This window comes from Marinoscillum sp. MHG1-6 (assembly GCF_024714475.1).
GTDB lineage: Bacteria > Bacteroidota > Bacteroidia > Cytophagales > Cyclobacteriaceae > JAMZMI01.
In genome coordinates, this window is record NZ_JAMZMI010000003.1 from 113111 (window position 1) to 127481 (window position 14371).

Annotated in this window: 10 protein-coding genes; 4 read left to right on the top strand and 6 right to left on the bottom strand. The window is 43.3% G+C overall.

Annotated elements, in window-relative coordinates:
* Positions 1-69: 69 nt before the first annotated feature.
* Positions 70-1056: a lytic murein transglycosylase B gene (gene mltB / locus NXR94_RS07970; protein WP_258104089.1), complete on the top strand. Its 987-nt coding sequence runs from the start codon at positions 70-72 to the stop codon at positions 1054-1056.
* Here mltB and NXR94_RS07975 read toward each other — a convergent pair whose 3' ends face one another.
* The 3 genes from NXR94_RS07975 to NXR94_RS07985 are packed head-to-tail and all read right to left on the bottom strand — an operon-like array spanning position 1057 to position 5214.
* The gene (locus tag NXR94_RS07975) at positions 1057-3708 is read right to left on the bottom strand and encodes a TonB-dependent siderophore receptor (RefSeq protein ID WP_258104090.1); all 2652 of its coding nucleotides are present in this window, start codon (positions 3706-3708) and stop codon (positions 1057-1059) included.
* Positions 3705-4622, bottom strand: coding sequence for a FecR family protein (locus NXR94_RS07980; protein ID WP_258104091.1), 918 nt, complete (start codon positions 4620-4622; stop codon positions 3705-3707). Before NXR94_RS07980 ends, NXR94_RS07975 begins: the two co-directional genes overlap by 4 nt.
* 46 nt (positions 4623-4668) lie before the next feature.
* The gene (locus NXR94_RS07985) at positions 4669-5214 is read right to left on the bottom strand and encodes an RNA polymerase sigma factor (protein ID WP_258104092.1); all 546 of its coding nucleotides are present in this window, start codon (positions 5212-5214) and stop codon (positions 4669-4671) included.
* 255 nt (positions 5215-5469) lie between these two features.
* Here NXR94_RS07985 and NXR94_RS07990 point away from each other — a divergent pair, with 255 nt between their 5' ends.
* From NXR94_RS07990 to NXR94_RS08000, 3 genes are read left to right on the top strand one after another with little or no spacing between them, the layout of a single operon-like run.
* A complete protein-coding gene (locus NXR94_RS07990) occupies positions 5470-7689 on the top strand; it encodes a TonB-dependent receptor (protein WP_258104093.1) in 2220 nt (739 codons plus the stop codon).
* A 9-nt stretch (positions 7690-7698) separates the two neighbouring features.
* Positions 7699-8184 carry a DUF6702 family protein gene (locus tag NXR94_RS07995; RefSeq protein WP_258104094.1) on the top strand — a complete coding sequence of 162 codons (486 nt, stop codon included), beginning with the start codon at positions 7699-7701 and terminating at the stop codon, positions 8182-8184.
* A 19-nt stretch (positions 8185-8203) separates the two neighbouring features.
* Positions 8204-9499, top strand: a complete 1296-nt coding sequence (locus NXR94_RS08000; RefSeq protein WP_258104095.1) for a YHYH protein — start codon at positions 8204-8206, stop codon at positions 9497-9499.
* Between the two features lie 75 nt (positions 9500-9574).
* Here NXR94_RS08000 and NXR94_RS08005 read toward each other — a convergent pair whose 3' ends face one another.
* The 3 genes from NXR94_RS08005 to NXR94_RS08015 all read right to left on the bottom strand — a co-directional run bounded on the left by NXR94_RS08005 (position 9575) and on the right by NXR94_RS08015 (position 14359).
* A complete protein-coding gene (locus NXR94_RS08005) occupies positions 9575-11035 on the bottom strand; it encodes a sulfatase (RefSeq protein ID WP_258104096.1) in 1461 nt (486 codons plus the stop codon).
* A gap of 202 nt (positions 11036-11237) precedes the next feature.
* Entirely contained in the window at positions 11238-12113 is an 876-nt protein-coding gene (locus NXR94_RS08010; protein WP_258104097.1) for a carbohydrate kinase, read from the bottom strand.
* A gap of 32 nt (positions 12114-12145) precedes the next feature.
* The gene (locus NXR94_RS08015) at positions 12146-14359 is read right to left on the bottom strand and encodes an alpha-galactosidase (protein WP_258104098.1); all 2214 of its coding nucleotides are present in this window, start codon (positions 14357-14359) and stop codon (positions 12146-12148) included.
* Positions 14360-14371 lie beyond the last annotated feature (12 nt).

The window sequence follows — 14371 nt, forward strand, 5'->3', positions numbered from 1 at the left end:
AACCTAAAAAGCCATTTTTGCAGTTGATGTGGCATCAATGTTGATGGCTTAGGTCAAAAAGAAAAGGACATGAGAGGAAGAAGCGGGAAAAGACTGGGTTTAATATTGTATATAATACTCTGCACGGTATTGGCCTATGGCCAGGTTAGGCAAGCAGATGTGGATGATTTTGCCCGAAATTATGCCTTCCAGGAGCGAATCCCATTAGCTGAAGTTGAAGAAATTCTTTCCAAAGCAGAATTCCAAAATTCCATTATCGAGAAAATGGAGCGTCCTGCTGAGAAGACACTTACCTGGGAGCGCTACAGAAGCATCTTTTTAACTGAAGACCGGATCAATGCCGGCGTAAAGTTCTGGAATGAGAACCTCATTGAGCTTGAAAACATTAGCAATAACTCAGGAATTCCTGAAGAGATCATCCTGGGGATCATTGGCGTTGAAACGTTTTTTGGAACAAGAAAGGGCACCTACCGCGTGCTGGACGCGCTATACACCCTTGGATTCGGGTACCCTCCCCGATCTTCTTATTTTAAAGCGGAGCTGGCCAAGTTTCTTGAGCTGTGCAAAAATGAGGGTCTGGACCCGCTGACCATTAAGGGTTCTTATGCAGGGGCCATGGGTTATTGCCAGTTTATGCCTACCAGCTACCTTGCTTATGCTAAAAGTTATGATGGCATGGGTGGTATTGATTTGATCAACAATGTAGATGATGCCATGGCCAGTGTGGCTAATTACCTCAAAGTGCATCGTTGGGATCCATCGGGAAGAATTACCACAAAAGCAATGGTAGCAGCGGACGCCCAAACCCTTAGCAAACAATCCACGAGGCCCAGACATTCCACCAGTCATTACGGTGCTTTAGGGTATGCACCAGAGGACGGGTCTACTATTGACGAAACGGTCACTCTGATTGAGTTTGAAAATGAGGCCGAAAATGAATACTGGTTTTGTATGAATAACTTTTACGTCATCACACGCTACAACCACAGCCCACTTTACGCACTGGCTGTCTACCAGCTTGGTGCGGCCATCAAGGAGAGAAAATTCCCAAAATAGCTACCACTCAATCGTTATCATCAGGTTCGGAGCAAAGCCGATCGCATTCCGATCCACCAATACAGCTATATCTCTTGTACCCCCCACATCTAATGAGGACCTAATAGCCTGATCCGTAAGGTTATCTACGTTAAACACATTGAGCAAAGAAAGCCCAAAGGTCGTCTTGAAGGGTCTCCGCTCTTTCTTGGGCAACTTATAAGAAGCAGAAATATCCAGCATGTGAACGGCATCTATCCTTTTATCCAGCCCTCTAAAGGGATTCTCCGGTGGTGGCGGTGGAGGCCCACTTCCAGGAGGTGGCGGAGGAGGAGGTGGCATAGAGGCTCTGGCATCCAGAAAAACCTGCTCAGCCTGACGCACCTCTGCGGAATAAGCATATTGTCCTGAAGTTGTTCTCCAACCTCCGGAAATACTCCAGTTACCCTTGGCATAGGATGCACCAACATAAACCTTATTAGGTTGATCATATTTTGAAGGATACTGGTTATTTGAAGCACTATCAAAAGCCATGAGCAATCTACTGTACGTATATCCCATCCAAATATCGCTGTACTCTCCTGCTTTAAACTTCAGGAACATGTCCATCCCATAAGCTAAATAATCCACTGCCGTAGTAGTTGTTCTCTCGTTATATCTTTTAGTCGTAGAGAAATTCACATTATTAGTTCTCTTTCTATAAGCCTCCACATCAAAGACGACATGATCATTATTGAATAAAAACCCCATCATTGACTGGTCACCATCAATCATATTCAAACCATCTTTATCAGCAAGGGACCAAAGCCGGTTTTCAAATCCGGCGTTGCTAAATTCCAGATACTGAACCTGAGACAAGTACTGAGCGTATGTACCATAAGACCCCTTAATCATCCATTTTGGAGACAAATCGTAACTCAATGAAGCACGGGGCATGAGATTTATACTATTGAGTTGATCATAATAACATCCCCTTAGCCCCAGCTGCACTGTCAATCCTGCAACACCATTCCATATCGTATTGAAATAGGAGGAAATCGTTCTCGCCTTAATTATCTCAAATGCTTCTAATGGTTCACCTGGATTAGCGGTAGTATCAACTCCTCTCAGGGGCGTCCTTATTCTATATTTTACTTCCTGCTGCCTATAGCCTCCTCCCCATTCATGCTTCCAACGCCTATTCAGGTTCCATTCAAAACGCTGATTAACATCAAGATCATAAAGGTGATTGACCGCCAGATTTTGCACTTGTATTTCATCTCCTTCTTCGAAATAGGCTTCATAATCTGAATAAGTGATAGAGGAACTGGAATGAACCCTTCCGGATAAATCCCAATCATACTGCGCATTAATACCCTGGTTTGTAAATCCACTTTCTGAATTGATCTTCAAGGTATCCAGATCAAAGGAATAGCTCATTTCATTTCTTGCATGGATGCCGGAGATCGATAACCTCGATTTTTTAGAAACAGGAATTTCCAGTTTCGCATTATAGTCCTCGTAAAATACAGATTGTTTGTATGGAAGCACCCCCTGAATACCTGTAGAAACGGCGGAGGCCGCATAAACCATATCGGTGATGGCATTCAGCTTTGGAGAAGTAAAAGATGAGGGATAAGACCTTCTGGCTCCAACAGCCAGTCCGATCTTCTTATTGAGTATTGGTGTTTTGACATATCCAAGTGCATAAAGGGAGTTTAACCCTACCCCCCCTTTGGTTTCTGTAGTCAGATTCTCGCTTGTGTTCAGAACAATAGCACCGCCAACCCTATCTCCCATACTCGGGTGGATCCCATTTCGATAGATACTTACTTCATCTATTACCTTGGGATTGTATGGAGAAATGGTTCCAAAGTAGTAGCCCGAATGATAGATAGGTATATTATCATAGAGTATCAAAGATTGATCAGGTGAACTTCCGCGGATAAAAACACTGCCCGCTCGATTATCCGGAGTTGATAGTCCTGGCAGGACTCCCAGAGAGGCAAAAATATCTCCGTCTGTTTCACCAGGTAGAGATGGTAGGTCCTTGACAGATATCCCGATAGACTGGTTGACGGGATTCAGGTCAATTCCCCGGGTCAGGTAGTCTTCCACCACCACATGATCAAGGAAGTAGGTAGTTCTTGAGAGATTGATACGAGGAGTCCGTGCGGACAGCAGTTCATCCAGGCTAAAAGGTGAATATTCATAGCCTGTTACGAAAGCATAAAGACTATCCCCTGTTCGAGGTTGGTAAGTGAACCTGTAGTTTCCATTTTCACCACTTTCCCCAACAGAAATAACCTCGTCATTTTTCAAAATAGTTACATACTGTCGCTCAATAGACTTGCCGTCGAGAGAATCTGTCAATTGTATGGAAAACAAGGATTCTTTTGAGCTGATGATTACATGCTCATCACTTACCCTGTCTAATTGCAATGGGAAATCCTTAAGCAATGTTTCCAGATTAAGATTTGAGGTGTCTCCCACCTGATCTGCATCTAAGAAAAAATGACTAATCAAATCCGGGTCGTAAGCAAGATTGATACCTGTCTGCTCTTCAAAAGAGTTCAACAAAACATTAAGCCTGACCTGATTTGATTGAGCATGTGACTTGAGACTTACAAGGCACAGCACCAGCAGTAGCATCAAGCCGCATGTTTTCAATGGCGTAACGGTTATTTTGATCATTCGGATAAGACGAGCTTTTTACCTTCTTGACTGTAGCTTATTTGAAGTGGGGTAAAGACAATTTTTAAAGCCAATTTCAGGTCGTCATTGGGAAATGATCCCGTAAACTGACGCTTAATGTTCACACCGTCATAGTTGATCTGAATATCGTATTCCTGTTCCAATGTCCTGATCACTTTTATTAGCGGTGCGTTTTTGAAAGTACTTAAGCCTTGAATCCAGGTAGGTTGTCCTTGCTCAGGCATCTCGATGGATGCCCATCCTTCTTCCTCCAACAGTCTTGCCTCACCCCCAACCAGGATGGTCGTATCCAGTTTTGAAATTGCCTGAACCTTACCTTCAAAACAAACGATCTCGGCAATTCCAAAATACTCCTGAAACTCAAATTTAGTTCCCAGCACCATAATACTCGCATTGGCACCATTTACCAGAAAAGTTCCCCCTTTTGCAACCTCAAAATATCCCTTTCCGTCCAGCTCTAGCTCCCTTTTATCAGGTGTCCAGTCAACCTCATTCCAGGATGCACTGGAACCTGCTGACAAATAAAGCGTCGAGGCTCCATCTGGCAACGTTATCTTTTCCACCTTGCCCATCCCTGCAGACACTTCAACCCTGTCATCAAAATTCCAAAGCACCATCACGGCTACCAACAAAAGTGTAACAGTGGCAGCCACCAGCATTCGCGTTCTTTGCCACATGGCTACCTCTTTAGCTTCCTTTTTACCGGAAGCTTCCTTAATGGCTTTCAAGTCCGGTATATAATCCTCATTTGAAGGTGTCCAACTGTCAACTTCCGCGACAATCTGACGATACTTTTGGTAAGTCTCACTTCCAACTATAGCCAAAAACTCCTCATCTGGAAGTTTGCCTTCCAGCCATTGATTGATTGCGATATCTTGTTCTGACGCTGCCATATCTGCCTTGTTATTATTGTAACGGGCAGTTCTTTAAAAACCCTACCTATATTTTCGTATGTTGTAACTCATCCAACATATCCCGTAGCCTTTTAAGTGCGCTACTCACGTGCTTTTCTACTGTTTTTATATTCAGATCGAGGTGTTCTGCAATCTCGGTGTAAGACATCCTGTCAATCCTGCTCAGCAAAAAAACCACTCGCTGTTTTTCAGGAAGCGAGGAAATGGCCTCTTCCAATATGCCTTTAAACTCCTCCTGCCTGTACAAAAATTCTGGGTTCGTCTGGATCTGCTCCTCTTGATAATCGTTCCTCCTTTGAAACTTCAAAACAACCTTAGCATGATCCACCTCATCCAAAAACAGTCGATTCGCTGTGGTGAAAAGGAAGGATTTGGCCTTATCAAAAATGACTTGGGCGCAATTAACCCATAGTCTGGCAAAGGCCTCCTGTGCTAGATCACAGGCCCTTTCCAAATCTCCCGTCTTATAGTAAAGAAAATTGCGCAAGGGGACAGCCTGCTCCTGATGTATGGCATCAAAAACACGCTCCTCACATACTGATGGTTGCTGGTGATCGCTGGTGGTATTCAAATGTAAATGCGGTTGCTACTTCAAATATAGGTCACCATTTGAAAAAGTTTTTTTCTCAGGGTAGGGTTTATTCCAACATGCCCGTTTTACCTGCATCTACGATGAAGATGATCTCTATCAACGGACTTGTAGCAAAGGAACGGCTATGCGGTTTAGCTGAATCATGCCTCTTTGGCGGGATGTGTGAGTTTTCCTTTTGGATTAATGATGTCGGGACGTGTTCCCGACATTCTTTTAATAAGAGCAAAAGTCAAAATGAAAAGGATTCTTTCCATCTCATGTATTTTCCTTACTACCATTCCCCTGTGGTCCCAGGGCATTATTAAAGGGACTGTAAGCAACGAGGAAACCCAGGAGTATCTGGAAGGTGTAACCATATTAAATCACCGGAGCCAGCAGCATACCCATACAGAGGCAAAAGGGCACTTCAAGCTGCCAGGAACTTCTTTTGGCGATACCCTGAGCTTCTACTCACTTGGTTTTAAAAATCAACAAATCGTTGTAGATGCTGATTTTTTGACAATTTCTATGTCGGAAGTGATGCTCGAACTCGACCAAATAATCATTACCCCCAACCTAAAAACCCTCAATACTTTATCAGCCATCAATGTGGAACTCAACCCTGTTGGGTCTTCACAAGATATACTACAAACTGTTCCGGGATTATTCATCGGACAGCATGCCGGAGGTGGAAAGGCGGAGCAAATTTTCCTCAGGGGCTTTGACATCGACCATGGTACCGACATTCAAATATCGGCGGATGGAATGCCTGTGAATATGGTTTCACACGCCCATGGGCAGGGATACAGTGATCTTCATTTTCTTATTCCTGAGACCATCAAAAACATTGACTTTGGCAAAGGCCCTTATTATAGTTCTTCAGGTAATTTCACCACAGCTGGATATGTAGACTTCCAATCATATGATCAGCTATACGAAAGTACCATCAAATTAGATGTCGGCAGCTTTAATACACGTCGTGCCGTGGGAATGATCGACCTGATTGAAGGCACTCCAAAAACAGATGCATACCTCGCTACGGAATACCTGCTTTCTGATGGCCCTTTTGAGTCCCCACAAAACCTTGATCGCCTCAATGTATTTGGAAAATATATCACCGAAATTCAAAACAATACCCTTACGCTTCAGGCTTCCACTTTTAGTAGTCAATGGAATGCTTCCGGCCAGATCCCAATGCGTGCTGTGCAAAGTGGATTCCTATCCAGGTTTGGAGCAATAGACGACACTGAAGGTGGAACCACCTCAAGAACAAACCTAAAATTGGATGTAAGGTCGCTTCTAAACGAAAACGCTTTCACGCAATCAAGTTTTTACATCAGTAAATACGACTTTGAACTATTTTCAAACTTTACCTTTTTCCTAAATGACCCGGAAAATGGTGACCAAATACGACAAAAGGAAAGCCGCAGCATCATGGGCTTCAATACTTCATACAACAGGTACATTAGCCTCGGGAATAGCAAACTGCAATTAGAAGGAGGCTTGTCTCTGAGAAACGATCAGGTAAGAGGAAATGAACTTTCTAATACACTGAACAGGACAACGACATTAGAACAATTGTCGCTGACCGATATCAATGAATCCAACGTAGGTCTCTACGCTGACGCCAAAATGGAGCACGGACCATGGTTGCTGGATCTTGGGGTACGAGCAGACCATTTTCAATTTGAAATGATCAACTATCTGACTGAAAACAAAAGCTCCAAGGCCACCAATAAAAGTATCATTAGTCCGAAAATAAATGTTGTTTATTGTCCTTCTACCTCGTGGCAGCTCTACGCAAAGGCAGGAAAGGGATTTCATAGTAATGACTCTCGTGTAATTCTAAACCAGGAGAATTCTAAAATTCTTCCGGCCGCCTTTGGATATGATCTCGGTGGAGTGATTCAGGCATGGGATAGACTTTACTTCAATGCGGCCTTTTGGTCACTTTATATGGAACAGGAATTCGTCTATGTGGGCGATGAGGGAATTGTTGAGACGAGTGGCAGAACGTTAAGACAAGGGGTCGACCTTGGAGTTAACTATCAGATGCTTTCCTGGCTTTTTGCTGACTTAAACATGAATTATGCTTCTCCCAGAGCTCTCGATCAACCAGAACATGCAAATCATCTTCCATTGGCACCAACCTTTACCAGTATCGGGGGCGTATCTGCCAAACACACAAGCGGATTTTCAGGAAGTGTGAGATACAGACAAATTGCCGATCGACCGGCAAATGAGGACAACAGCATCATTGCAAAGGGATATTTTTTGACCAGCGCATCAGTAAGATATGATCAAAAACACTGGGGAATTGGCCTGAGTGCTGATAATCTGTTCAACCAAAAGTGGAATGAAACTCAATTCGCCACAGATTCAAGATTAGCTGATGAGACCAACTCTACCGAGGAAATTCATTTCACCCCTGGCACACCCCTTTTCATTAAACTAAACATGCAAGTTCACTTTTAATTAAAAGCCATGAAATTCATCAAAATATTACTACTTCTAATCGCATTTGCACTTAACCTCCAATCCAATTCTCATGGATTAAAAATGTCGAGGCTCAACCTTAGCCCAACTCCGAACACTTATGAACTGTCGCTACAATTTGACGTTGTGGATCTGTTACAGGCAGTGCATGCGGAATGCCCCGAATTTCGGTCTGAAAAAACCGAATCGTGGAATGAGTTCTTAAGCGCCTATATCTACGACCACATTGATATGGCTATCAATGAAAAACCCCTGAATTACCAGGTCACATTAAACTCTATCGACAGCCATTTTATACACTTCACGGGAAAAACCAATGCCTTTGAAGGAGCAGTTGAAAGCATTTCAATCACCAATGACTGTTTGATTTCTCTTCTCCATGATTACTCCAATGTAGTGAGTCTAAGCGATGGCGAAGACGTCAGGTCATTCCGGCTTTCAAAACAAAGACCGCAAACCAAAATCAACTTGTAAGTAATTAAATCTGATAAATATGAAAATCAATTACCAAAGAAGGTGTCGTCGATCAATCATGTTCCTCTTCACCCTTACAATGAGTTTACTTTATTCCTGTCTGGAACCGGAAGAAACTGATGACGTGAATGCATCTCCGGAGTTATCAGGCCAATTACAAAACCAGAGTCTTACAGAAGGGTTCGGGACATCCACATATGACTTCAGTTCTGCATTCTCTGACGAAGATCAGGACGAGCTCTTTTTCGAAGCTGCTAGCAGCAATGAAAGTGTAGTGACCGTTTCCATCACTCAATCAACACTAACCATTACTGAAGTAGGATTAGGCTCATCAACAATCACCATTGTGGCCACTGATGGTGAAGCCACTGCTTCCGGAAGTCTTGTGGTTACCGTAAGCTCACAACAGCAGGGATCATCTGAAACCTGCGACAATGACAATAGCACTGAGACTGCCTTATGGCAATGCGATCAATCTTCTCAGGTTTCAAATACCTACGAAGAAACCTACTCGGATGTGAACACACGAATTGTGAATACTAATGGTATCCCCGGGCATGAGTATCGTAACCAGATCCCTAATATCGTAGCTAACCTTAATAGCGACAACAAAACATTTACAATGACCTTGTCACCGTCGCTGGCCAATAGCCCTACTTCCATCACCTTCGACAACCACCAACCAAAATACAAGTTTGGGATAGCTCTGAATGGTGTGGCCATAGACCCTGCTCCTGCAGAACCATTCATTTTTGAAAATACTTCAACAGGTGAATACAACTGGGACTGGGTTATGGAACCTACCAATAACACTCAGGATGTCGGACTGGACTGTGCAACTGCGCACGTACAACCGGATGGAACCTATCACTATCACGGAGATATGATTGTTTACGCTGAAGAAATCATGAGTGGATTGGGAACCGGCAGCACAACACCTGTTGAGGCAGTGCAAATAGGCTGGGCAGCAGACGGGTTTCCTATCTTCTATAAATATGCGCCGAATCAAAACGGTGAGCTGGTCAAAATGACTTCTAGTTATCAACTTAAAAGTGGCAACCGTACAGGAGATGGTGTGACCGAGCCATGTGGTGAATACAATGGTAAATACACCAATGATTACGAATATGTATCCGGTTCGGGTGACCTTGATGAGTGCAATGGCTATAGCAGCACCGTTCTAGTCGGCAACTATTCATATGACTACTTCTATGTTATTACTGAAGGCTTCCCGGTAATTCCGAGATGTTTCTCCGGAACACCTCATACTAGTTTCCTCCTTGGCGGAGGTGGCGGAGGCGGGCCAATGCCATAAAGAATTCGATCCGTCTATTTCTAAGGCCCTCCTTTTGGAGGGCTTTTTCATTACAGAGAGTGTTATATCCAGTTCCTATGGTTCATCAGAATTTGACACTGATTCTAACTCCTCCTTATAATCCGGGTTTGGTACAGGAGATTGCGCATTGATATCATCCTTCCATTTTTCCAATTTGGAGATCAAAAGGGACTTTACATCTTCATTAGCATCAGAAACATCCTCTGTTTCGCCAATATCATTTTTCAGATTAAAAAGTGCACTACTTTCAGTTTCATAATAATAAACAAGCTTCCAGTCTCCCGACCTGATGGCACTGTAAGGTGTAGCCCCTTCTTTATGATAGTGAGGATAATGCCAGAAAAGGTCACGCTCTTTAGTTGGATGACCAGTAAGAACCGGAGACAGGTCTATTCCTTCAAGTTGGGACTCAATCTTCTCAGGTATAGAAATCCCCGACAATTTTGCAAGGGTTAAATAAAGATCCATAGAAATCGTGGGAGTTTCAGAAACCTGACCGTAAGCACCTGAAAAAGGATCTCTGATGATTAGAGGAATGCGTACCCCTCCCTCATACAAGTCCCCCTTTCCACTTCTTAACGGGCTGTTGTTGGTTACTTTGTTCTTCCCTCGTCCAATCAAACCACCATTATCAGAGGTAAATACAATGATGGTATTGTCATATAGTCCCTCCTCCTTCAAAGTTTGAATAATTCGTCCTACGGCCTCATCCATGTGTTCCACCATGGCAGCATAGATGGGATTTTGCTGTTGAAAAGAAGTGTCCTGCAATGAATCATACTTTGCAACCTTCTCTTCTTTCGCCTGTAGTGGTGCATGAACATTGTACGTCCAGAAGTTTAAGAAAAAGGGTTTTCCATCGGTTGATGATGAGGCATTTTTTATAAAGCCCACTGCCTCATCCGTAAGTCTTTCGGTCAGGTACTCATCCCCTGGCTTGTCCTCCAAACGAGGATTACCGAACGGAGCAAAATAGCCATTGAATTTTCCCTTTTTCGTATTTGGAGATCCCTTACTCCATCCTCCTATATTGATATCGAAGCCCTGATTTTCAGGCCAATAGATTGAATCTTCTCCCAGGTGCCATTTGCCGATATGGGCTGTTTGATATCCAGCTCCTTTAAATGCTCTTGCTAAAGTGAATTCCGAAGTATCCATATACATGGTCCAATCCGGCACTTTCAAAGGTTTATTCTTCATCTTCCACCCTTCTATCCAATCCGTGCACCTGATCGTTGCCGGGTATTTCCCGGTCATAATTGCCGCTCTTGTTGGAGAACATACCGTACAAGCCGAATACCCATTGGTAAACATTACTCCTTCTCGGGCAAGGGCATCCACATTTGGGGTTTGATAAAAATCACTTCCATAAATACCGATATCCTTCCACCCTAAATCATCAATGACGATTAATACAACATTAGGTAATCGCTCAGTAGCCTGCTTCTGACAAGAGACCAATAAACTGGACAGGGCAAAAACCAAGAAAAAAGAAGAAGGCATTTTGATCATCATCTGCACGGACGAATTAGAATGACATGCTAAAAACAGTCGCATTCACTTATTACCGCCATACAAATTAGGATTATCATTACAATAATCATTGTATTAATGATCATTGTAATGAATAAGTGGTAGCAGTAGCAGAATTTGTTCCCATAAAATGAGGTAATGCCGGAAATGATGATGGATGGAGCCTATCCACACAAATCAAGGCTCAAGCAAAAAGTCCCATCACCTCCTCCGAATACCTGGGAATAGGGCCATGAGAAGACGCCACAAAAGCGCCGACCTTATTGGCCACCTGTGCTGCCTGAACGGGATCACCGGTTTTGTACAGTGTGCATAAAAAGGCAGCACTAAAAGAGTCTCCGGCTCCTACCGTATCCACCACCTCAATAGGGTTTGTCGGAATCACCTTAAAGTTTCCGTCCCAATAGACCATGCAACCGTCCCCTCCGGCCGTGATTACGATCGTGGATATTTGTGGCCATTGGTCAGTGACATGCTCGCAAAATGCCCTGAAATCTAATATTTGATTAAAAAGCATCTGACTCAGTACCTCTACCTCCTCATCATTGACCTTTAGCAAAGTACAACGCTCCAGTGAGCCAATAATGATCTCTTTGGTATAAGAGTCCTTACGAAGGTTGACGTCATAAAAAACATGCTTGAACTGATGCTTTTCCAAGATGGCATTTAGCGATTCAGATGAAACAGGGCTTCTCTGAATCAGGCTTCCAAAGTAAAACACATCATAAGCCCCAATAATAAAATGATCAAGCTGATCCTCGGAGATGTAGTCGTAGGCCACATCTTTGACAATTTCATAATCCGGCTGACCGTTCAGGAGCTTTACCGGAACAAACCCCGTGCGCATATCCGACCGCTGAATCAGCTTGGTTTCGACCCCAAGCTCACTAACCATTTGAAAGGCTTTATCTCCCAGCTCATCCCTGCCAAGACAAGACACAATACCTGACTCATATCCGCATTGCTTTACGTGAGCCGCAAAGTTCAAAGGAGCTCCTCCTAAATGGGGTACCCCTTCAATCATATCCCAGAGAATCTCACCAAAGACCAGTACTTTCATATACTAAATTTAAAGAGGATGATCTTAATATATCAGTTCTCAATAGCCATAACTTCTAGAATGACGCTCGTTCTGCTTGCATCGACTAGCGGATTGTACCCGACCTTCATTAAAAACTCCCCGGAATAGACAACACTCTCGTCAACCTTAGTAACAGCTCCAGGGTATAAATTGATTTCTCGTACCCTATATTTCTTGGCTGGATCCAAGCCTTTCAAAGCAATGGGAACCTCACTCTTTTTATTAAACCGGTTATTGACCAGATAGCTGAACACGATTGCCCGATCCTGTTCGTCATCAACATACATTAGCGCAGCCACATTATTGACTTTAGGATCCGCCAAACGATACTGATCTCCATACCAAATCACTCCTTTAATGTCATTGTAACATTTGATGGCCTGTTGGCAAAAGACTAGTTCCTTTTCCGGAAGTTCATGAACCACGATATCAAAGCCCAATTTGCCCATCATAGCCACATCTACCCTGAACTTGATAGGCTGATTGCCCCATTCCGTAACATGATTGGAAGTAGCGATGCTTGGATAAAAATGAGAATACTCCCACTGTAAAAAGATACGCTCCAAAGGATCCGTATTATCACTGGGCCAAAATTCCGTGAAATATTGAAGTGCCGCATAATCTACCCTTCCTCCTCCTCCGGAACATAACATCATGGGTACCAGCGGGTATTTTTCCCTAATTCTCTTAAGTACGCTGTAAAGACCTTTAACGTATTCAATATAAAGATGGGACTGTTGCTTCAGGTAGCTGGAATAGGCATTGTAAATCACTGCGTTGCAGTCCCATTTGATATAGGCTAGTTCAGGGTTTTCTACAAAAAGCTGATCAACCACATGGAATACAAAATCCTGAACCTCCGGATTACTCAAATCCAGCACCAGCTGATTTCTAAAATAATGCTCTTCTCGTTTCGGCTGTTTGATTACCCAATCCGGATGTGTTTCATAAAGCCTGCTTTTAGGATTTACCATCTCCGGCTCTATCCATATTCCAAACTTAACACCGTTGTTCTTTGACTCCTTAACCAGTGAAGCTATGCCGTTCGGCAACTTGGATTTATTTACTTCCCAATCGCCCAGCCCGGCATAGTCGCCATCGCGAGGGTATTTATTGGCAAACCAACCATCATCCAATAAAAACAAATCAACTCCCAGTTCCTTAGTGTCTTTGATCAGACTAAAAAGCTTCTGTTCATTGAAATCAAAATAGGTCGCCTCCCAGTTGTTGAGTAAGGTCAGCCTGTCTCCTGATCCATCCAGAAGCTTATACTTTCGTGCCCAATCATGCATTTTTCTACTGGCCTCTCCTTTGCCATTATGCGATAGCAGGTAAAGGAATTTCGGAGTCTCAAATGTTTCACCCGACTTCAGATGATAAACCGAGGAAAAATTATTCATTCCTGCTATTACCCTAAGATTGTCCTCTACATCGAGCTCCATATCAATGCGGAAATTACCACTCCATTCCATGGCACCAAAAATCACGTCCCCGGTATCTTCTTCAGGTGCTCTCCCGATACCAAGCATAAATACAGGTGGTTGTAGTAGGTTTGCCCGGGTGCCCAGCTTAGAGTCCAGGGTTTTTATGCCATGGGTAAGCCTTGATACTTCGGGCTGCATTTCTTCCGCCCAGTCACCATGATACTGGGTCAGCCAAAAAGTCCCGGACTTTAGGTACAAATTGGCGGAGGCAAACTTGTGGAGCTGCACATCCTTCTTTTCCTTGTGGCTTATAGTGCACCACTGCTCAAATACATCTTCATTTTTATAAACCTTGTAAAAAAGCTTAACCGAAAATGGATACACGGGATCCTTCAATTCAACCGTAAAGAGATCAACATTCGCATCAATAGATTCCTGCTTATGAGCAACATATCTCAAATCAAGCGAGGTATTACCATCGGCATGCGTAACGGTTATCGCCGGCTCCATCAGGTTGTGAGAACCCGAAGGCATATATGCAGCATTCAGGTTTTCTGAGTAATGCCCTGTTTGATTGTAAACAGAAGGCACCTCCCCATATTCATTCGGATTTGAAAGCCGCTCTCCGAAATAGATAATCTTCACATTTTTATCCTCATCTACCTCCAACACCAAGGCATTAGTGACACTTTCAATCGGTATGACCTCCTGTGCAGATAAATGCTGTTGAACCATGAACAAGCTTAAAATAAGGACCAAAAAGTCTTTACACTTCTTATTAAATCTAGTTATTAAATTCATTCCAAATCAATT

What these genes read in the sequence shown, in the direction of transcription:
- mltB (WP_258104089.1), top strand. Translation starts at nt 70, where the DNA reads ATGAGAGGAAGAAGCGGGAAAAGACTGGGTTTAATATTGTATATAATA.
- NXR94_RS07975 (WP_258104090.1), bottom strand. Translation starts at nt 3,708, where the DNA reads ATGATCAAAATAACCGTTACGCCATTGAAAACATGCGGCTTGATGCTA.
- NXR94_RS07980 (WP_258104091.1), bottom strand. Translation starts at nt 4,622, where the DNA reads ATGGCAGCGTCAGAACAAGATATCGCAATCAATCAATGGCTGGAAGGC.
- NXR94_RS07990 (WP_258104093.1), top strand. Translation starts at nt 5,470, where the DNA reads ATGAAAAGGATTCTTTCCATCTCATGTATTTTCCTTACTACCATTCCC.
- NXR94_RS07995 (WP_258104094.1), top strand. Translation starts at nt 7,699, where the DNA reads ATGAAATTCATCAAAATATTACTACTTCTAATCGCATTTGCACTTAAC.
- NXR94_RS08000 (WP_258104095.1), top strand. Translation starts at nt 8,204, where the DNA reads ATGAAAATCAATTACCAAAGAAGGTGTCGTCGATCAATCATGTTCCTC.
- NXR94_RS08005 (WP_258104096.1), bottom strand. Translation starts at nt 11,035, where the DNA reads ATGATGATCAAAATGCCTTCTTCTTTTTTCTTGGTTTTTGCCCTGTCC.
- NXR94_RS08010 (WP_258104097.1), bottom strand. Translation starts at nt 12,113, where the DNA reads ATGAAAGTACTGGTCTTTGGTGAGATTCTCTGGGATATGATTGAAGGG.
- NXR94_RS08015 (WP_258104098.1), bottom strand. Translation starts at nt 14,359, where the DNA reads ATGAATTTAATAACTAGATTTAATAAGAAGTGTAAAGACTTTTTGGTC.